The organism is Streptomyces sp. WAC 01529, assembly GCF_003945545.1.
Taxonomy (GTDB): domain Bacteria; phylum Actinomycetota; class Actinomycetes; order Streptomycetales; family Streptomycetaceae; genus Streptomyces; species Streptomyces anatolicus.
This window is the reverse complement of the sequence record NZ_CP029617.1, coordinates 5,436,496-5,455,270: the sequence shown is the minus strand read 5'-3', so window position 1 is coordinate 5,455,270 and position 18,775 is coordinate 5,436,496. Positions and strand designations below refer to the sequence as shown.

Sequence of the window (18,775 nt, the reverse complement as noted above, 5' to 3'; positions counted from 1 at the left end):
ACGAAGACGAAGACGACGCCTGAGATCGCGTACTCACAGCTCAGTCACCTCAGTCACTTCAGTCGCTTCAGTCGCCTCAGTCACACCCGTCACCCTTCCGAGTCCCGCGAAGAGATCCGTCTCGCGGGCTCCGTCCTGACGCGACATCTCTCCCCGCACCAGTTCGTAGTACTCCACCTCGAAGAGGGGCTGGGCGAGATCGTTCGAGAGGACGAACAGCGGTTCGCTCACCGTGATCTGGGTGGCGTGGGCCCGCATCGCCGCCGCCTTGGCCGCCTTGTAGGGCGTGCCGTCGATCTCCGTCGTGATCCGCTCGTCGTCCGTGACGCCCGGCACGTCCGCGACGGCGGCGGAGGTCGTGAAGGGCGAGAACCGCAGCGGCCCCGACATCCACCGGAAGCGCTCCTCGACCACGGACCGCGGCGCGCGGTTCCAGTAGATCTTGCTGATGGTGTGCGGCTCGCCGAGGTCGGCGCGGAAGGCGGACTCGGCCGCGAGGTCGGCGGCGCGCATGGCGACGCGGTGCGCCTGGATGTGGTCGGGGTGGCCGTACCCGCCGTCCGGGTCGTAGGTGACGAGGACCTGCGGCCGGACCTCGCGGATCACCTCCACGAGGTACGCGGCCGCCTCGTCGACCTCGGCCGCCCAGAAGGCGCCGGGGCGGTGGTTCTGTTCGAGGCCCATCATCCCGGAGTCGCGGTAGCGGCCGGTCCCGCCGAGGAAGCGGTGGTCGGTGACGCCGAGTTCCTTCATGGCGGCGGCCAGTTCCCCGATGCGCTGGGCGCCCAGGGAGTCCTCGCGGTCGGCGGCGAGGTGGGCGAGCTCGGCCGGGATGACCTCGCCCTCCTCGCCCAGCGTGCAGGTCACCAACGTGACATGGGCGCCCTCGGCCGCGTACTTGGCCATGGTCGCGCCATTGTTGATCGACTCGTCGTCTGGGTGCGCGTGCACGAGCAGCAGGCGCCGGGCGGGCGGTTCCGTCATGGGACCAGCCTACGAGGGCCGCGCGAAAGCGCCCCAGGAGGCCGCGCGGAACCCGCCCGCGAAGGCGCCGGCGCGGGTCAGAACTTGATGTCGCCGATCATCCCCGCCACGTTCGTCGTCAGCTCGTTGATCGTCGGCGCGACGGACGAGCTGGCCAGGTAGAAGCCGAGCAGCGTACAGACGACCGCGTGCCCCGCTTTCAGCCCTGACTTCTTGACCAGCAGGAAGACGATGATCGCCAGCAGCACCACCGCCGAAATCGAGAGTGCCACGGCGGTCACCTCCAAGTCGTTGCCGTAACCCAGTGCGGACGCCAGCAGGTTCATACCCACCAAGCGCTACGGATCATAACTATCCGTGCGGACGCATGAGTCGGAGCACGGCAGCACAGGGGGGCGCATGCGCCATAGGGTCGGCGGATGACGACCGAGAACCCCGGAATCCCCATGCCCGACGGCAGCCCGGCGCGGCGGGTCTCCTTCCCGCGCGAGAACGCGCGGACGCAGCGCTTCACCCTCGGCGCGCCCCGCGCCTTCACCGTCGCGCCGGACGGGTCGCGGGTGGTGTTCCTGCGCTCGTCCTCCGGCACCGACCCGGTGGCCGCGCTCTGGGTGCTCGACCTGGCGGGCGGCGCCGTCGAGCGGGTGGCGGCGGACCCGGAAGTGCTGCTCGGCGGCGCGGCGGAGCGGCTCTCCCCCCGGGAGCGGGCGCGGCGCGAGCGCAGCCGGGAGGGCGGCGCGGGCATCGTGGAGTACGCGACGGACGCCGCGGTGGAGCTGGCCGCGTTCGCGCTGTCGGGCCGCCTCTTCACGGCGGAGCTGCGCGCGGGCACCACACGCCGCCTCCCCGCGCGGGGCCCGGTGATCGATCCGCGCCCCTCGCCCGACGGCCGCCATGTCGCGTACGTGTCCGGCGGCGCCCTGCGCGTGACGGGCGCCGACGGCGAGGGGGACAGGGCGCTCGCGGAGCCGGAATCCGGCCACGCGGAGACGGTCACCTACGGCCTCGCGGAGCATGTCGCGGCCGAGTCGATGGCGCGGCACCGCGGCTTCTGGTGGTCGCCCGAATCCGACCGGCTGCTCGTCGCGCGGGTCGACGACGCCCCGGTCAAGCGCTGGTGGATCGCGGACCCCGCGCACCCGGACCGCGAGCCCGTCAAGGTCGCCTATCCGGCGGCGGGGACGGCGAACGCGGACGTACGCCTGTTCGTCCTCGGTCTTGACGGGTCGCGCACCGAGGTGGTGTGGGACCGCGTCCGCCACCCCTATCTCGCCCGGGTGCACTGGTCGGCGGATGGCGCCCCGCTGGTGCTCGTGCAATCCCGCGACCAGCGGAGCCACTCGTACCTCGCGGTGAACCCCGAGGACGGTTCGACGCGGATGGTGCACGCCGAGGAGGACGCCGACTGGCTGGATCTTTTCCCCGGAGTGCCCTGCTGGTCCCCCAGCGGCAAACTGGTGCGGATCGCCGACGAGGGCGGCGCGCGGGTCCTCGCGTGGGGCGAACGGCCGTTGACCGGAGCGCAGTTGCATGTCCGGGCGGTCCTGGACGTCACCGAGGAGGACATCCTCGTCTCGGCGTCGGCGGGTGCGGCGGCGGCCGCTCCGGAGATCGGCGAGGTGCATGTCTACCGCGTCAACGAACTGGGTGTGGAACGCCTCTCGCGGGAACCCGGTGTGCACTCGGCGGTGCGGGCGGGCGGTCTCACCGTGCTCGTCTCGGCGGCCCTGGACCGGCCCGGCGCCCGGGTCCAGGTGCTGCGCGGCGGCAAGCGGGTCGCCACCGTCGCCTCACACGCCCGGCGCCCGGGGCTCACGCCGCGCGTGACACTCACGGAAGGGGGCACGCGCCGGATCCCGTGCGCCGTCCTGCTCCCCAGGGAATACAAGGCGGCGGACGGGCCACTTCCGGTACTCCTCGATCCGTACGGCGGTCCGCACGGTCAGCGTGTGCGGTGTGCGCAGGACGTCTTCCTGACCTCACAGTGGTTCGCGGACCAGGGCTTCGCGGTGATCGTGGCGGACGGCCGCGGCACACCGGGGCGCTCCCCCGCCTGGGAGAAGTCGATCAAGAACGACCTCACGGTGACGCTCGACGACCAGGCCGACGCCCTGCACTCCCTCGCGGCGACCGGGGAATACCCCCTGGACCTGGACCGGGTGGCGATCCGCGGCTCGTCCTACGGCGGCTACCTCGCGGCGATGGCCGCGCTGCGCCGCCCCGACGTGTTCCACGCGGCGGTGGCCGTCGCCCCGGTCACGGACCTGCGGCTGTACGACACGCACTACGAGGAGCGGTACCTCGGCGACCCGACCCGGACCCCGCAGACGTACCGCCACAACTCGCTGGTCTGGGACGACGGCCTGGTCGAGGCGGCCGAGCCGCACCGGCCGCTGCTCATCGTGCACGGCCTGGCCGACGACAACGTGGTGGTGGCGCACTCCCTGCGGCTCTCCTCCGCGCTGCTCGCCGAGGGGCGCCCGCACGAGGTGCTGCCCTTGTCGGGCGTGACGCACATGATGGCGCACGAGCGGGTCGCGGAGAATCTGCTCCTTCTCCAAGTGGACTTCCTGAAGCGGTCGCTGGGGCTCGGGTAGCGGTCCACGGGGCCCCGGCTACGGCACGACCTGCTTCTCCTCGGCGAAGTGGCAGGCCGAGTCGTGTGCCGCGGGCCCCCGCTCGTACCGGAACTCCGCGGGGACCGCCAGCGCCGGCACCTCCAGGGCGCACCGCTCCCGCGCCTTCCAGCAGCGGGTGCGGAACCGGCAGCCCGAGGGCGGGTTGGCGGGCGAGGGCACGTCCCCGCTGAGGATGATCCGCTCCCGGTGCTCGCGGGCCTCGGGGTCGGGGACCGGCACGGCGGAGAGCAGCGCCTGGGTGTAGGGGTGCGTCGGATGCTCGTAGATCTCCTCGTCGGAGCCGATCTCGACGATCCGTCCGAGGTACATGACGCCGACCCGGTCGGAGATGTGCCGCACGATCGACAGGTCGTGGGCGATGAAGACGTAGCTCAGGTCGAACTCGTTCTGGAGCTGGTCGAGGAGGTTGATGACCTGCGCCTGCACGGAGACGTCGAGCGCGGAGACCGGCTCGTCGGCGACGATGATCTCGGGGCGCAGCGCGAGGCCCCGGGCGATGCCGATGCGCTGGCGCTGGCCGCCGGAGAACTGGTGCGGGTAGCGGTTGATGTACTCGGGGTTGAGGCCGACCACGTCGAGGAGTTCCTGGACCTTGCGGCGCCGGGAGCCCTTGGGGGCGACCTCGGGGTGGATCTCGTAGGGCTCGCCGATGATGTCGCCGACGGTCATCCGCGGGTTCAGGGAGGTGTAGGGGTCCTGGAACACCATCTGGATGTTGCGGCGTACGGCCTTCAGCGCGCGGCCGGAGAGCTTGGTGATGTCCTCGCCCTTGTAGCGGATCTCACCCGCTGTGGGCCGCTCCAGGTTGACGAGCATCTTGGCGACCGTCGACTTGCCGCAGCCGGACTCCCCGACGATGCCGAGCGTCTCGCCCTGGACGAGGTCGAAGTCGACGCCGTCCACGGCCTTGACCGCGCCGACCTGCTTGCGGATGAGGACGCCCTGGGTCAGGGGGTAGTGCTTGACCAGGCCGCGCACCTGGAGGATGGGTTCGTGCCCGTGTTCAGCGTGCGGCATCGAGCGTCTCCTTCCAGAAGTGGCAGGCGCTTCTGCGCTCCGCGACGAGCCCTTCGTAGGTGACGCGCGCGAGCGGTGGCTCCTCGGTGACGCAGATGTCCTGGGCCAGGGGGCAGCGGGGGTGGAAGGCGCAGCCGGGCGGGATGTTCATGAGGTTGGGCGGCAGGCCCTTGATGGCGTAGAGGTCCTGGCCCTTCTGGTCGAGGCGCGGAATGGATTCGAGCAGGCCGCGGGTGTACGGGTGGGCGGGCGCGCGGTAGATCTCGTGGACGGGGGCCTTCTCGACGATGCGGCCCGCGTACATCACGGCGATGGTGTCGGCGACGTCCGCGACGACGCCGAGGTCGTGGGTGATGAGGATCAGGCCCATGTTCATCTCGCGCTGGAGTTCGGCGAGGAGGTCCATGACCTGGGCCTGGACGGTGACGTCGAGGGCGGTGGTGGGCTCGTCCGCGATGATCAGGGAGGGTTCGAGCGCCATCGCCATGGCGATCATGATGCGCTGGCGCATGCCGCCGCTGAACTGGTGCGGGTACTGGCCGACGCGTTCGCGGGCGGCCGGGATGCGCACCCGGTCCATCAGCTCGATGGCCTTGGCCTTGGCGTCCTTCCTGGACATGCCCCGGTGGACGACGTACATCTCGCCGAGCTGTTCGCCGACGCTCAGGACCGGGTTCAGGGACGACAGCGCGTCCTGGAAGATCATCGCCATGCCGGCGCCGCGGACCAGGCGCCGCTCGTCCTCCTTGAGCTTGAGGAGGTCGCGGCCCTGGAAGAGGATCTGGCCCGCCGTGATGCGGCCGGGCGGCATGTCGAGGATGCCCATGACCGCCTGGGCGGTCACGGACTTGCCCGAGCCGGACTCGCCGAGCACGGCGAGCGTCTCGCCCGCGCTGACGGCGTAGTCGACGCCGTTGACGGCCTTGGCGACGCCGTCCCTGGTGCGGAACTCAACGTGCAGGTCGCGCACTTCGAGCAGTTTGGACGGCCGGTGCTCACCGGGGGCGGAGGCCTCGGATGCCACGGTTGCCATGGGCGTCTACCTCAGCTTCGGGTCGAGGGCGTCGCGCACCGCGTCGCCGAGCATGATGAACGCGAGCACGGTGACCGCCAGCGCGCCGGCCGGCCAGAGCAGCATGTGCGGGGCGTTGCGGATGTAGAGGGAGGCGGCGGAGATGTCGATGCCCCAGCTGACGGTCGGGGGCTTCAGGCCGACGCCGAGGTAGGAGAGCGTGGCCTCCAGCGCGATGAACGTGCCCAGCGCGATGGTCGCCACGACGATGACGGGGGCGACGGCGTTCGGGGCGATGTGGCGCAGCAGCATCCGGGAGTTGGAGGCGCCGAGCGCCCGCGCCGCCTGGACGTAGTCGTTCTGCTTGGCGGTGATGACGGAGCCGCGCGCGATACGGGAGATCTGCGGCCAGCCGAGCAGCACCATGAAGCCGACCACGGGCCAAACGGTGGAGCTGGTGACCACGGACAGGAGGACCAGGCCGCCGAGGACGACGGGGATGGCGAAGAAGACGTCGGTGACGCGGGAGAGGATCGCGTCCCACACACCGCCGAAGAACCCGGCGAGGCCGCCGAGGACGCTGCCGAGGAGGGCGACGCCGAGGGTGGCGCACACGCCGACGGTGACGGAGACCCGCGCGCCGTACACGACCCGGGTGTAGACGTCGCAGCCCTGCTCGTTGAAGCCGAACGGGTGGCCGGGTGCGGAGCCCTTCTGCGCGTTGGCGAGGTCGCAGGCGAGCGGGTTGCCGGTGGCGATGAGCGAGGGCCACAGCGAGATGACGACGAGGAAGACGATGATCAGGCCCGAGACCAGGAAGACCGGGTTGCGCCGCAGGTCCCGCCAGGCGTCCGACCAGAGGCTGCGCGCGGGCGCCGAGGGGCCGGTGCCGTCGGGGCCGCCCGGGCCCTTCCCCGGCGTCTCCGGGCTCTCCAGCGAGGTCGCCTCGCTCGCGGCGAGGTCCATCGCGCCGCCCGCGCCGGTCGCCGCGATCGCGCGCTCCGGCTGATGGGGTTCAGGCATAGCGGATCCTGGGGTCGAGTACGGCGTACAGGAGGTCGACGATCAGGTTGGCCAGCAGGAAGACCAGGACCAGGACGGTGACGAAGCCGACGACGGTCTGGGTGCTCTGGCGCAGGATGCCCTGGTAGAGCTGGAAGCCGACGCCGTGGATGTTGAAGATCCGCTCGGTGACGATCGCGCCGCCCATCAGCGCGCCCACGTCCGTGCCGATGAAGGTGACCACGGGGATGAGGGAGTTGCGCAGCAGGTGCCGGGTGATGACGCGGCGGCGGGGCAGGCCCTTGGCGATGGCGGTGCGGACGTAGTCGGCGCGCCGGTTCTCCGCGATGGAGGTGCGGGTCAGCCGGGTCACGTACGCCAGGGAGACCGAGGCGAGGACGAGGCCGGGGACCAGGAGTTCGTCGAAGGGCGCCTCGCTGGAGACGGACGGTTTGATGACGCCCCACTGGACGCCGAGGAGCAGTTGCAGCACGAGGCCGGTGACGAAGGTGGGGACGGAGATCACGACGAGGGTGAGGAGCAGTACGGCGGTGTCGATCGGCCGCCCGCGCCGCAGCCCGGTGAGCACGCCCAGCGAGATCCCGATGACGATCTCGAAGACGATGGCGACGATGGTGAGCCGGATGGTGACGGGGAAGGCGGCCCCCATCAGCTCGGTGACCTTCTGGCCGTTGAAGGCGGTGCCGAAGTCGCCGGTGAAGACGTTGCCCATGTACGTCGCGTATTGCTGCCAGACCGGCTTGTCGAGGCCGAACTCCTTCTTCAGCCTGATGGCCGTGGCGGGGTCGCACTTGCGGTCCCCGCACAGGCCCGCGACGGGGTCGCCCATCACGTTCACCATCAGGAAGATCAGCAGAGTGGCGCCGAAGAAGACCGGGATCATCTGCAGCAGGCGCCGGATCACATAACGTCCCATGGGGGCCGCTCCCGGCTTCTCAGTCGACCTTGATCTGGTCGTACACCGGCACGCTGAACTGGTTCAGCGAGACGTCGGAGACCTTGTCGGAGTAGCCCGCGCTGCCGTTCTGGTACCAGAGCGGGATGGCCGGCATCTTCCGGGCGAGGATCTTCTCGGCCTCCTGGAACTTGGCGACGGCCTTGGCGTTGTCGGTCTCGCCGTTGGCCTCGTTGACGAGCTTGTCGAACTCCTTGTCGGAGAACTTGCCGTCGTTGGACGAGGCGTCGGTGAAGTAGTTCGGCTCCAGGAAGTTCTGGATCAGCGGGTAGTCCATCTGCCAGCCCGCGCGCCAGGCGCCGTCCAGCTCCTGCTGGGAGGCCTTGCTGCGGAAGTCGGCGAAGGTGCCCACAGGGTTGCCGACGCAGGCCTTGTCCTTCTCCAGCGCCTTGTTGATGGAGTTGCAGACGGCGTCGACCCACTCCTTGTGGGAGCCGGTGTCCGCGTTGTACGTGACCTTCAGCTGGCCGCCGGGGATGCCGCCGCCCTCCTCGACCAGCTTCCTGGCCTTGGCGGCGTCGTACTCGCAGGCGTCGCCGCAGAGCCCGGCCTTGTAGCCGCCGTCCTCGCCGAGCACGGGGGAGGTCCAGTCGGTGGCGGGGGTCCGCGTCTTCTGGAAGATCGTCTCGGTGATCTGCTCGCGGTTGATCGCCATGGACAGGCCCCGGCGGACCTTCTCCCTGCCCGGCTTGGTCCACTCGCTGTCATAGAAGGGGAAGGCGAGGGTCTGGATGATGCCGGCGGGGGTGTTGATGTACCGGTCGCCGAGGTCGCTCTTGGCGTTCCTGAGCTGGGCGGCGGGCACGTCGTCGACGAGGTCGAGGTTGCCCGCCATCAGGTTGGTGTAGGCGGTGTTGTTGTCGGTGTAGACCACCATGTCCACGCCGCCGTTGCGCGCCTTGTCGGGGCCGGGGTAGGCGTCCCACTTGCGCAGGGACATCTTCGAGCCCTTGGTGTACGAGTCCACGGTGTACGGCCCGTTGCCCACGGGCCGGGAGAGCCAGGCGTCGTGGTCGTCGTAGAACGCCTTGGGCAGGGGCGAGAAGGTGGGGTAGCCGAGGGTGTCGGGCCAGGTGGAGAACTTCTGGGTGAGCTTGACGGTGAACGTCCTGTCGTCGACGACCTTCAGCCCAGAGAGGGTCTTGGCGCTCGGCTCGCCCTTCTCGGGGTGGACCTTGTCGTAGCCCTCGATGTAGCCGAAGAAGTACGCGTTCTTCTGGTTGTTCTCCAGGTTCGCCCCGTAGTTCCAGGCGTCGACGAAGGACTTGGCGGTGACCTTCTCGCCGTTGCTGAAGGTCCAGTTGTCCTTGATCTTGACCGTGAAGTTCTGGGCGTCCTTCGACTCGATCGACTCGGCGACCATGTTCTTGGCCTCGCCGGTCTTCGGGTCGTACCGCTTGAGGCCGCGGAAGACCATGTCGAGGATCTTGCCGCCCTGGACCTCGTTGGTGTTCGCCGGTTCGAGGGGGTTCTGCGGGTCGCCCCAGGAGGAGGTGACGATGCCGGAGCCGCCACCGCCGCCGCCGTCTCCCCCGCCACCGCAGGCGGTCGCCGCGAGGGTGACGGCCACCGCGCATGCGGCCCACTTGGCGTGCGTGGCTCCACGCATGGAGTCCTCCTGTTCCGGAGCTTTCACCGTGCTCCGAGTCGCTTACCGGCCAATATCACCTCAGGAGGCACTAACCGCACATTTATCCCACCCGTATGAGGACCGTATGAGTCCGAGGCCATCCGGATGTACGCATTCCGAGACACTGGTGCCCGAATATCGGACTCATTGCCGGTCCTGCCCGGATTCGCCCGACCTTGTCCATCACGCTTGATTACGCCAAGGCAATGCTATGGCCTTGATTTCGTAAAGCCTTGGCCAAGATTCCCAAGAGCCCATCAAGGCGACCGAACATTCATTGACCGCGTGGGAAACGCCTTGCGAAAGTCGCGCCTAGCCCGTAGGTGCTGGTTGTCCTGCGGAATCCTGATGACCCCTCCGGGCCTGGAGCGCCATGACCTCGCCAACTCCCGCCGCTGCCGCCACGCTTGAAGTGACGGACAAAACCGACGGTTCCCCTTCCATGCCCAAGAAGCAGGGCGGCGAGGGCCGTTCGCCGGGTCGGCTTGCCTGGGCGCGGTTCAAGAGGGACAAGTCGGGGGTGATCGCCGCATGTGTGGTGATTTTCTTCTTCGTCATCTCGCTCTGCGCGCCACTGATTTCGAAGGTCTACGGCAAGGACCCGTACACGACGTACGGGGTGAACGACCCGAGCCTGTTCAACGAGTTCAGCTACCCGTTGAAGCCGAACGGCGGCATCGACAGCGAGTTCTGGTTCGGCATCGAGCCCGGCCTCGGCCGGGACGTGCTGACCTTCCTGCTCTACGGCATGCGCAACTCGCTGATGATCGCCGCGGCCACGACCATCCTCGTGACCCTCATCGGCATCGTCGTCGGCGTCACGGCCGGGTACCTCGGCGGCAAGACCGACTACTTCATCGGCCGGGTCATCGACATCCTGCTGGCCTTCCCCTCGACGCTCTTCTTCATCGCCTTCTGGCCCGTGATGATCTCCGTGGTCGTCTCGCCGGAGGACAAGACGCCGACCTGGCTGACCGTGACCAGCCTGATCGCGGTGATGACGGCCTTCGGCTGGGCCTCCATCGCCCGTCTGCTCCGCGGTGAGGTGCTCGCCCTGCGCGAGCGGGAGTTCGTGGAGGCCGCGAAGGTGACCGGGGCCTCGCCGGCCCGGATCATCTTCAAGGAACTGCTCCCCAACCTGTGGACGCCGATCCTCATCCAGGCCACGCTCGCCCTGCCGATGTTCGTCACCGCCGAGGCCGGGCTCGCCTTCCTGGGCGTGGGCCTTCAGGAGCCCACCCCCGACTGGGGCGTGATGATCCAGCGCGCCTCCGAGGTGTACGAGCAGGACATCACGTACATGGCCTTCCCCGGCATCGCGATGGTGATCTTCGTCGTCGCCTTCAACCTCCTCGGTGACTCGGTGCGCGACGCGCTCGACCCGAAGACCAAACGCTGACACTCCCCAAGCCGGGCCTGCGACGGGGCAGTGCCGGGCCGCTTCCTCCGCTCTTCTTCCTCGACAATCAGGGTTGGTAGCCAGATGTCTCTCTCCCGCAGAAACTTCGTCGTCGCGACCTCGGTCGCAGCGGCCGGATCGATGGTCCTGTCCGCGTGCAGCAGCGGCGGCTCCGACAACGGTGGCAAGGGCTCGAACCACGGTGGCGCCACCGAGTACACGGGCGCCGAGGTCGAGATCGGCACCGCCGAGGACTCGAAGGGCCCCGCCCCCGAGGTCCCGGGCGCCCAGAAGGGCGGCACGATCTACGCCGTCGCCGAGGACGACGTGTCGCACATGGACCCGCAGCGCATCTACTTCGCGTACAACTCCTCGGTCGCCCACCTCTTCGCGCGCGCCCTCACCGGCTACTACATCGACGCCAAGGGCAAGATGACCCTCGTCGGCGACCTCGCCACCGACACGGGCAAGGCCTCCGACGGCAACAAGACCTGGACCTTCACGCTGAAGGACGGCCTGAAGTGGCAGGACGGCAGCGAGCTGACCGTCGAGGACGTCCGCCACGGCATCGAGCGCTCCTGGGCCCCGTTCATCACCGAGGGCGCCACGTACGTCCAGATGGCGCTGACGGGCAAGGGCTCCAAGTGGCGTGAGGGCTACAAGGGCCCGTACGGCGGTGACCACCTGGACTCGATCGTCACCGACAAGAAGAAGAAGACGATCACCTTCAAGCTGAAGGAAGCCCGCCCGGACTTCAACTTCACGCTGGCGATGACCTCGTACTCCCCCGTGCCCGAGAAGCACGACACCAAGGAGAAGTACGACAAGAAGCCCTTCTCCTGCGGCCCCTACATCGTCAAGAACCGCTCCATCGACAAGTCGCTGACGTTCACGCGCAACAAGCACTGGGACCCGAAGACCGACCCGATCCGCAACGCCTACCCGGACAACTTCGAGTTCGAGTTCGGCCCCACGGGCCTCGCCTCCTGCGACCGCTTCATCGCGGACCAGGGCAAGGACCAGCAGATGATCGCCGTCTACGAGAACATCCCCGCCGAGCGCATGCAGAAGGTGCTCACCAACCCGGACGTCAAGAAGCGGTCCTTCAACGGCCTCTCCTCCGGCACGTACTACTACGCCATCAACACCAAGCGGATCACCGATGTCGAGGTGCGCAAGGCGCTCAACATCGCCTGGCCGCTGGAGCAGATCCGCCGCATCTACGGCGGCGAGTCGGCCGGTGACCTGGCGACGACCGTCCTCAGCCCCGACATCATCGGGCGCGAGAAGTTCGACGTCTTCGGCAAGCTGAAGAAGCCCGCCGGCGACCCGGAGCGGGCCAAGGCCATCCTCAAGAAGGCCGGCAAGCTCGGCCAGAAGATCGTCTACGCCTTCCCGCAGCGCCCCACGTACGACAAGACCAAGGTCGTCATCGAGAACGCGCTGAAGGCCGCCGGCTTCGACCCGGTCATCAAGGCGCTCAACTCGACGGACTACTACGACCAGGCGCAGCGCATCGACAACAAGTTCGATGTCATGTGGTTCGGCTGGTCCCCGGACTGGCCGACCGCCTACACGATGATCCAGCCGCTCTTCGACGGTGACGCCATCGGCGACGGCCAGAACAACATCTCGCAGACCGATGTCGACTGGATCAACGAGGCGATCAAGAAGAACGCGGTCATCTCGGACCAGAAGGAGGCCGGCAAGGCCTGGGCCGAGCTGGACAAGCGGATCATGGAAGAGGTCGTGCCGATCATCCCGGAGACCTACCAGCGCCGCTTCTACCTGCACGGCTCCAAGGTCGGCGGCGCGCAGTACGACCCGCAGTTCGCCGCGACGCTGATCTACAAGACCTACGTCAAGGCCTGACGACCGGCCCCAGAGGCGGGGCGGCACTCCTGAGGGAGGGCCGCCCCGCCCCCTCCTCAACCACGGCATCCGTCAGGAAAACCAACTGCCATGCTCCGCTTCCTCCTTCGCCGCATCGCCGGTGGCGCGGTGATCCTGCTGATCATCAGCGTTCTCGTCTTCTTCCTCTTCTACGCCGCCCCGCGCGACCCCGCACGACTCGCCTGCGGCAAGGTCTGCTCCCCCGAGACGCTGGACCTGGTGCGGCACAACCTGGGGATCGCCGATTCACTTCCGGTGCAGTACTGGCACTGGTTCCAGGGCCTGTTCGTCGGCCGCGACTACGCCTCGTTCGGCAACTGCCCCGCGCCCTGCCTGGGTTACTCGTTCCGCAACCGCGAGCCCGTCCTCGGCACGATCCTGGACCGCTTCCCGACCACCGTGTCGCTCTCGCTCGGCGCGGCCCTCGTCTTCGTCGTCTTCGGCGTGGGCACCGGCATGCTGGCCGCCCGCAAGCAGGGCAAGGCCATCGACAAGATCGCCTCGTCCGCCTCGCTGGTCGCGTCCTCGCTCCAGATCTACGTCGTCGGCGTCTTCGCCGTGTACCTCTTCACCTACCAGCTCAAGTGGCTGGACCGGCCGCAGTACACGCCCTTCAGCGAGGATCCGGGCGCCTGGTTCTCGGGCCTGATGATCCCCTGGATGGTCCTGTCGCTGATCTTCACGGCGAACTACACCCGTATGACGCGCTCCCAGATGGTCGAGACGCTCAGCGAGGACTACGTCCGCACGGCACGCGCCAAGGGCCTCTCCGGCCGCTCGGTCTTCTTCCGCTTCGCCTGGCGCGGCGCGATGGGCCCGATCGTCACGATCTTCGGCCTCGACCTCGGCGTCCTGCTCGGCGGCGCGATCATCACCGAGAAGACGTTCGCACTGCACGGCATCGGCGACCTCTCGGTCCGGGCCGTCAACACCAGTGACCTGCCGATGCTGCTCGGCGTCGTACTGGTGGCCGCCACGGCGATCGTCGTCTTCAACATCATCGTCGACGCGATCTACGCACTCATCGACCCGCGCGTGCGCCTCGCCTAGGAGCCGGAACCCATGAGCACCCCCTTCCTCTCCGTACGCGACCTGCGCGTCCACTTCTCCACCGAGGACGGCATGGTCAAGGCCGTGGACGGCCTCGACTTCGACCTGGAGAAGGGCAAGACCCTCGGCATCGTCGGCGAGTCCGGCTCCGGCAAGTCCGTCACCAACCTCGCCATCCTCGGCCTGCACCACAAGGACAGCACCACGATCGAGGGCGAGGTCCTGCTCGACGGGCAGGAGCTCCTCACCGCCACCGAGCGGGAGCTGGAGAAGCTCCGCGGCAACAAGATGGCGATGATCTTCCAGGACGCGCTCGCCTCGCTCTCGCCGTACCACACCATCGGCCGGCAGATCGGCGAGACGTACCGCAAGCACACCGGTGCCTCCAAGAAGGAGGCGCGGGCGCGGTCGATCGAGATGCTGACGAAGGTCGGCATCCCGCAGCCGGACCTGCGTGTGGACGACTATCCGCACCAGTTCTCCGGCGGTATGCGCCAGCGCGCGATGATCGCGATGTCGCTGGTCTGCGACCCGACGCTGCTGATCGCCGACGAGCCGACCACGGCACTCGACGTGACGGTCCAGGCGCAGATCATGGACCTGCTCAAGGACCTCCAGCAGGAGTTCGGCACGTCGATCATCTTCATCACCCACGACCTCGGTGTGATCGCGGACATCGCGGACGAGGTCCTCGTGATGTACGGCGGCCGGTGTGTGGAGCGCGGCACGAAGAAGGAAGTGCTGCGCGCTCCCCAGCACCCGTACACCTGGGGCCTGCTGGGCTCCATGCCGTCCCTGGACGGCCCGGTGGACGTGCCGCTGTCGCCGATCCCCGGCACCCCGCCGAGCCTCCTCAACCCGCCGTCCGGCTGCCGCTTCCACCCTCGGTGCGCGTTCACCGAGCAGGTCGGCGGGGGCCGCTGCTCGGGCGAGCAGCCGCTCCTCGAACTGACCGCGGGCCGGGGCGCCGCCTGCCACCTCACCACGGAACAGCGGGCGGAGTTCTTCTCCGACTTCGCAGGCTCCGCGGGCGCCGCGGGCATCGTGGCCGAGGCCGGGCTCGGCGCGCACCACGCCGACCGACGCGACTGACGTACAAGAGACGGGACTTCAAGACAATGAGCAGCACCACTCCCACTCCTCTCCTGGATGTCAGCGGGCTGACCAAGCACTTCCCGATCATGGGCGGGTTCCCGTTCAAGCGGAAGATCGGCGCCGTGCAGGCGGTGGACGGACTCGACTTCACCGTCGCCGAGGGCGAGAGCCTCGGCCTGGTCGGCGAGTCCGGCTGCGGCAAGTCGACGACGGGCCGCCTGGTCACGCGCCTCCTGGAGCCGACCGGCGGGCAGATCTCCTACCGCGGGAAGGACATCACGCACGCCTCGCGCAAGGAGCTGGCGCCGGTCCGCTCGGAGATCCAGATGATCTTCCAGGACCCGTACGCGTCGCTGAACCCGCGCCAGACGGTCGGCAAGATCATCTCCGGCCCGATGGAGGTCAACGGCATCAACCCGGCCGGCGGCCGCGAGGCGCGCGTGCGCGAACTCCTGGAGACGGTCGGGCTCAACCCCGAGCACTACAACCGCTTCCCGCACGAGTTCTCGGGCGGCCAGCGCCAGCGCATCGGGGTGGCCCGCGCCCTGGCCCTCGAACCGAAGCTGATCGTCGCGGACGAGCCGGTGTCGGCCCTGGACGTCTCGATCCAGGCGCAGGTGGTGAACCTGCTGCAGAAGCTCCAGAAGGAGCTGAACATCGCGTTCCTGTTCATCGCGCACGACCTGGCGGTGGTCCGGCACTTCTCGCAGCGGGTCGCGGTGATGTACCTCGGCCGGATCGTGGAGATCGCGGACCGCGAGGACCTGTACGGCAACCCTCGCCACCCGTACACCAAGGCGCTCCTGTCGGCGGTCCCCGAGGCGACCCCGGACGACGTCCCGCGCCGCGAGCGCATCCTGCTCACGGGCGACGTCCCCTCCCCGGTCAACCCGCCCTCGGGCTGCCGCTTCCGCACGCGCTGCTGGAAGGCGACGGACAAGTGCGCGTCGGAGGACCCGCCGCTGGTCCAGATCGACGGCAACCGCGGCGGGCACCTGACGGCGTGCCACTACCCGGAGGACTCGGCGGGCCTGACGGTCCCGGCAGCCCGCAAGTCCCTCTGACCCAAAGGCCTCTCCGCCCCGGCCCCGGCCCGCCCCTCCCCCTTGACCCGAGCGGGGCGCGGCCGGTTCCGCGGCAGGCACTGCTTCGGCAGCCGCTCCGACCAGCTGTCTTGGCTACTCTGCAGGCATGGACTACGCCAAGATGCGTGCGATCGCCGAGGAGCTCGGGGCTTATGCCGAGCGCCTCGAGGGGGCCTGGAGCGTCGAGATCGGACCGTCGGGGCCGATACTGGCCATGATGTGCCCCTCGAAGCGTCACGAGGGAGCGGTCCGACGTATTTGCAAGCAGCTGGACAAGCAGCTCCTCGTCACCCACCCGGGTTACATCTGCGCGAACGGTCCCGAGATCGAGCACCCCTCCCTCGCCCGCATGCGCCGCCCCGACGCCCTGGTGATCCCCGAGGAAGTCCTGGACGAAGAGGGGCTCGCCGTCGACGCCACGCAGGTGCTTGCCGTGGTCGAGATCGTGTCCCCGTCCAACCCCAGCAATGACTACGGCGAGAAGCTGTCCGACTACCCGGCCATGGGCATCGGCCACTACATGATCGTCGACCCTCGGACCGGCACCATCGAAGTGCATTCCGAGCCGTGCTCAGGCCGCTACCTGAACAAGGAGCCGTACATCTTCGGAGACGTGGTTCCGTTCGGACCCTGGACGGTGGAGACCGCCGGGTTCCGACGCTACGGAAAGCCGGGCGACCTGGAGAGCTGACCACGGCACACGAAGGCGCCCCCCGCCACATCGGCAGGGGGCGCCTTCACGTGCGTACGGCCGGGGGCCGGGGAGGGTGTTACGCCGCGTGCACGACGTCCTTCTCCTCCGCGAAGTGGCACGCCGACTCGTGGGCCGCCGGGGTGTCCTGGCCGATGAAGCGCTCCGGGATCGCCAGGAGCGGGGTCTCCTTCGCGCACTTGTCCTCCGCCTTCCAGCAGCGCGTGCGGAAGCGGCAGCCGGAGGGCGGGTTCGCCGGGGACGGGACGTCTCCGGTGAGGATGATGCGCTCGCGGCCCTCGCGGGCCACCGGGTCCGGGACGGGGACCGCGGAGAGCAGGGCCTGCGTGTAGGGGTGCGTCGGGTGGTCGTAGATCTGCTCGTCGGAGCCGATCTCCGCCATCTTGCCGAGGTACATCACGCCCACGCGGTCCGAGATGTGCCGGACGATCGACAGGTCGTGCGCGATGAAGAGGTAGGAGAGGTTGAACTCGTCCTGGAGCTTCTCCATCAGGTTGATGACCTGCGCCTGGACGGAGACGTCCAGGGCCGAGACCGGCTCGTCGCAGATGATGATCTCGGGGTTCAGCGCCAGACCGCGCGCGATGCCGATGCGCTGGCGCTGGCCGCCCGAGAACTGGTGCGGGTAGCGGTTGATGTACTCGGGGTTGAGCCCGACCACGTCCAGGAGGTCCTGGACCTTCTGGCGCCGCGAACCCTTCGGGGCCACCTCGGGGTGGATCTCGTAGGGCTCCCCGATGATGTCGCCCACCGTCATACGGGGGTTCAGGGACGTGTAGGGGTCCTGGAACACCATCTGGATGTTGCGGCGGACCGCCTTCAGCGCGCGCCCGGACAGCTTGGTGATGTCCTGGCCCTTGTAGAAGACCTCGCCGGCCGTGGCCCGCTCCAGGGTCATCAGGAGCTTGGCGACCGTGGACTTGCCACAGCCGGACTCGCCCACGATGCCCAGCGTCTCGCCCTGGTACAGGTCGAAGGAGATGCCGTCGACCGCCTTGACCGCGCCGACCTGCTTCTTGATCAGGATTCCCTGCGTGAGCGGGAAGTGCTTGACCAGGTTGCGGACCTGGAGGATCGGCTCGCCGCGCTCGACCGGGGCCTCGATCGCCGCCACGGCCTCCTCGGCGGTAGCGGCCTCGACCGTCTCCACCTCGGAGACGTTCGGGGTAATGATCACCGGCTCATCCGTCCCGGAGGGCTTCGAAGCCTTCGTCGGCTCAGCCATGGATCGTCTCCTTCCAGAAGTGGCACGCGCTGCCGCGGCCCGGCAGTGACGCGCCGTCCTGCTCGGTGACCGGCACCAGGGCCGGGATCTCCGTGCGGCAGATGTCCTGCGCCTTGGGGCAGCGCGGGTTGAACGCACAACCGGACGGGATCTTCAGCAGGTTGGGCGGCAGGCCCTTGATCGCGTAGAGCTCGTGGCCCTTCTGGTCGAGGCGCGGGATCGAGTCGAGCAGGCCACGCGTGTACGGGTGCGCGGGGCGCTTGTACAGCTCGTGGACCGGTGCCGTCTCGACGATGCGGCCCGCGTACATCACCGCGATCTTGTCCGCGACGTCGGCGACCACGCCGAGGTCGTGGGTGATCAGGATCAGGCCCATGTGGTACTCGCGCTGGAGTTCCGCGAGCAGATCCATGACCTGCGCCTGGACCGTCACGTCGAGCGCCGTGGTGGGCTCGTCCGCGATGATCAGGTCGGGCTCCAGGGCGAGCGCCATCGCGATCATGATGCGCTGGCGCATACCGCCGGAGAACTGGTGCGGGTAGTCGTTGACCCGCTCCCTGGCGGCCGGGATCTTGACCCTGTCCATCAGCTCAATGGCCTTGGCCTTGGCCTCCTTGCGGCCCATCCCCTCGTGCACCCGGAACATCTCGCCGAGCTGGTAGCCCACCGAGAGCACGGGGTTGAGGGACGACAGCGCGTCCTGGAAGATCATGGCGATCTTGCGGCCGCGGACCTTCCTGCGCTCCTCGTTGGACATCTTCAGCATGTCCTGGCCGCGGAAGAGGATCTCGCCCTGCGGGATCTTCCCGGGCGGCATGTCGAGGATGCCCATGATGGCCTGCGCGGTCACGGACTTGCCGGAGCCGGACTCACCGAGGACGGCGAGCGTCTCGCCCGCGTCCACGCTGTAGTTGACGCCGTTCACCGCCTTGACCACACCGTCCCGGGTGTGGAACTCGACGTGCAGGTCCTTGACGTCCAGGAGCCTGCCGCTCTTCTCCTCGCGCGAGCGGGGGGCGGGAATCGAGTCTTCCTTGATGTCGATGCTGGTCACGT

16 protein-coding genes are annotated in these 18,775 nt (G+C 68.6%); 7 read left to right on the top strand and 9 right to left on the bottom strand.

The genetic code is table 11. From position 1 onward, the window contains the following. Positions 1-33: 33 nt before the first annotated feature. Together mshB and DMA15_RS24540 are read right to left on the bottom strand one after the other, a co-directional pair. Entirely contained in the window at positions 34-984 is a 951-nt protein-coding gene (mshB, locus tag DMA15_RS24545) for an N-acetyl-1-D-myo-inositol-2-amino-2-deoxy-alpha-D-glucopyranoside deacetylase (protein ID WP_125514924.1), read from the bottom strand. A 77-nt stretch (positions 985-1,061) separates the two neighbouring features. Beyond that, entirely contained in the window at positions 1,062-1,256 is a 195-nt protein-coding gene (locus DMA15_RS24540) for a hypothetical protein (RefSeq protein WP_055569071.1), read from the bottom strand. A gap of 147 nt (positions 1,257-1,403) precedes the next feature. Between DMA15_RS24540 and DMA15_RS24535 the strand changes: the two genes are divergently transcribed. Further along, positions 1,404-3,581 (top strand): alpha/beta fold hydrolase, encoded by a 2,178-nt coding sequence (locus DMA15_RS24535; RefSeq protein ID WP_240659920.1) that lies wholly within the window; start codon positions 1,404-1,406, stop codon positions 3,579-3,581. An 18-nt stretch (positions 3,582-3,599) separates the two neighbouring features. Here DMA15_RS24535 and DMA15_RS24530 read toward each other — a convergent pair whose 3' ends face one another. The 5 genes from DMA15_RS24530 to DMA15_RS24510 are packed head-to-tail and all read right to left on the bottom strand — an operon-like array spanning position 3,600 to position 9,239. Then, a complete protein-coding gene (locus tag DMA15_RS24530) occupies positions 3,600-4,640 on the bottom strand; it encodes a dipeptide ABC transporter ATP-binding protein (protein WP_125514923.1) in 1,041 nt (346 codons plus the stop codon). Then, entirely contained in the window at positions 4,627-5,673 is a 1,047-nt protein-coding gene (locus DMA15_RS24525; protein ID WP_125514922.1) for an ABC transporter ATP-binding protein, read from the bottom strand. The genes DMA15_RS24530 and DMA15_RS24525 overlap by 14 nt, the downstream gene beginning before the upstream one ends. Before the next feature lie 6 nt (positions 5,674-5,679). After that, positions 5,680-6,675 (bottom strand): ABC transporter permease, encoded by a 996-nt coding sequence (locus DMA15_RS24520; RefSeq protein ID WP_125514921.1) that lies wholly within the window; start codon positions 6,673-6,675, stop codon positions 5,680-5,682. After that, positions 6,668-7,591 carry an ABC transporter permease gene (locus DMA15_RS24515; RefSeq protein WP_125514920.1) on the bottom strand — a complete coding sequence of 308 codons (924 nt, stop codon included), beginning with the start codon at positions 7,589-7,591 and terminating at the stop codon, positions 6,668-6,670. The genes DMA15_RS24520 and DMA15_RS24515 overlap by 8 nt, the downstream gene beginning before the upstream one ends. Before the next feature lie 19 nt (positions 7,592-7,610). Continuing rightward, positions 7,611-9,239: an ABC transporter substrate-binding protein gene (locus DMA15_RS24510; RefSeq protein ID WP_125514919.1), complete on the bottom strand. Its 1,629-nt coding sequence runs from the start codon at positions 9,237-9,239 to the stop codon at positions 7,611-7,613. 463 nt (positions 9,240-9,702) lie between these two features. On the opposite strand from DMA15_RS24510, the gene DMA15_RS24505 reads away from it, so the two are divergent. From DMA15_RS24505 to DMA15_RS24480, 6 genes are all read left to right on the top strand, one after another. Further along, on the top strand, positions 9,703-10,659 hold the full coding sequence (locus DMA15_RS24505) for an ABC transporter permease (RefSeq protein WP_240659919.1): 957 nt from the start codon (positions 9,703-9,705) through the stop codon (positions 10,657-10,659). An 84-nt stretch (positions 10,660-10,743) separates the two neighbouring features. Beyond that, positions 10,744-12,531, top strand: coding sequence for an ABC transporter substrate-binding protein (locus DMA15_RS24500; protein WP_125514917.1), 1,788 nt, complete (start codon positions 10,744-10,746; stop codon positions 12,529-12,531). Between the two features lie 90 nt (positions 12,532-12,621). After that, positions 12,622-13,602 (top strand): ABC transporter permease, encoded by a 981-nt coding sequence (locus tag DMA15_RS24495; protein WP_125514916.1) that lies wholly within the window; start codon positions 12,622-12,624, stop codon positions 13,600-13,602. Positions 13,603-13,614: 12 nt separating this feature from the next. Beyond that, positions 13,615-14,694, top strand: a complete 1,080-nt coding sequence (locus tag DMA15_RS24490; protein WP_125514915.1) for an ABC transporter ATP-binding protein — start codon at positions 13,615-13,617, stop codon at positions 14,692-14,694. A 26-nt stretch (positions 14,695-14,720) separates the two neighbouring features. Continuing rightward, complete coding sequence (locus DMA15_RS24485) at positions 14,721-15,761, top strand: dipeptide ABC transporter ATP-binding protein (RefSeq protein WP_125514914.1); 1,041 nt, start codon at positions 14,721-14,723, stop codon at positions 15,759-15,761. Between the two features lie 127 nt (positions 15,762-15,888). Beyond that, positions 15,889-16,473: a Uma2 family endonuclease gene (locus tag DMA15_RS24480; protein ID WP_125514913.1), complete on the top strand. Its 585-nt coding sequence runs from the start codon at positions 15,889-15,891 to the stop codon at positions 16,471-16,473. Between the two features lie 79 nt (positions 16,474-16,552). On the opposite strand, the gene DMA15_RS24475 is transcribed toward DMA15_RS24480, so the two are convergent. Beyond that, complete coding sequence (locus DMA15_RS24475; RefSeq protein ID WP_125514912.1) at positions 16,553-17,719, bottom strand: dipeptide ABC transporter ATP-binding protein; 1,167 nt, start codon at positions 17,717-17,719, stop codon at positions 16,553-16,555. After that, entirely contained in the window at positions 17,712-18,773 is a 1,062-nt protein-coding gene (locus DMA15_RS24470) for an ABC transporter ATP-binding protein (RefSeq protein WP_125514911.1), read from the bottom strand. The genes DMA15_RS24475 and DMA15_RS24470 overlap by 8 nt, the downstream gene beginning before the upstream one ends. Positions 18,774-18,775: the final 2 nt, after the last annotated feature.

Excerpts from the sequence above, each read along its gene's own strand:
- mshB (WP_125514924.1), bottom strand. The coding sequence starts at position 984 with ATGACGGAACCGCCCGCCCGGCGCCTGCTGCTCGTGCACGCGCACCCA.
- DMA15_RS24535 (WP_240659920.1), top strand. The coding sequence starts at position 1,404 with ATGACGACCGAGAACCCCGGAATCCCCATGCCCGACGGCAGCCCGGCG.
- DMA15_RS24530 (WP_125514923.1), bottom strand. The coding sequence starts at position 4,640 with ATGCCGCACGCTGAACACGGGCACGAACCCATCCTCCAGGTGCGCGGC.
- DMA15_RS24525 (WP_125514922.1), bottom strand. The coding sequence starts at position 5,673 with ATGGCAACCGTGGCATCCGAGGCCTCCGCCCCCGGTGAGCACCGGCCG.
- DMA15_RS24520 (WP_125514921.1), bottom strand. The coding sequence starts at position 6,675 with ATGCCTGAACCCCATCAGCCGGAGCGCGCGATCGCGGCGACCGGCGCG.
- DMA15_RS24515 (WP_125514920.1), bottom strand. The coding sequence starts at position 7,591 with ATGGGACGTTATGTGATCCGGCGCCTGCTGCAGATGATCCCGGTCTTC.
- DMA15_RS24510 (WP_125514919.1), bottom strand. The coding sequence starts at position 9,239 with ATGCGTGGAGCCACGCACGCCAAGTGGGCCGCATGCGCGGTGGCCGTC.
- DMA15_RS24505 (WP_240659919.1), top strand. The coding sequence starts at position 9,703 with ATGCCCAAGAAGCAGGGCGGCGAGGGCCGTTCGCCGGGTCGGCTTGCC.
- DMA15_RS24500 (WP_125514917.1), top strand. The coding sequence starts at position 10,744 with ATGTCTCTCTCCCGCAGAAACTTCGTCGTCGCGACCTCGGTCGCAGCG.
- DMA15_RS24495 (WP_125514916.1), top strand. The coding sequence starts at position 12,622 with ATGCTCCGCTTCCTCCTTCGCCGCATCGCCGGTGGCGCGGTGATCCTG.
- DMA15_RS24490 (WP_125514915.1), top strand. The coding sequence starts at position 13,615 with ATGAGCACCCCCTTCCTCTCCGTACGCGACCTGCGCGTCCACTTCTCC.
- DMA15_RS24485 (WP_125514914.1), top strand. The coding sequence starts at position 14,721 with ATGAGCAGCACCACTCCCACTCCTCTCCTGGATGTCAGCGGGCTGACC.
- DMA15_RS24480 (WP_125514913.1), top strand. The coding sequence starts at position 15,889 with ATGGACTACGCCAAGATGCGTGCGATCGCCGAGGAGCTCGGGGCTTAT.
- DMA15_RS24475 (WP_125514912.1), bottom strand. The coding sequence starts at position 17,719 with ATGGCTGAGCCGACGAAGGCTTCGAAGCCCTCCGGGACGGATGAGCCG.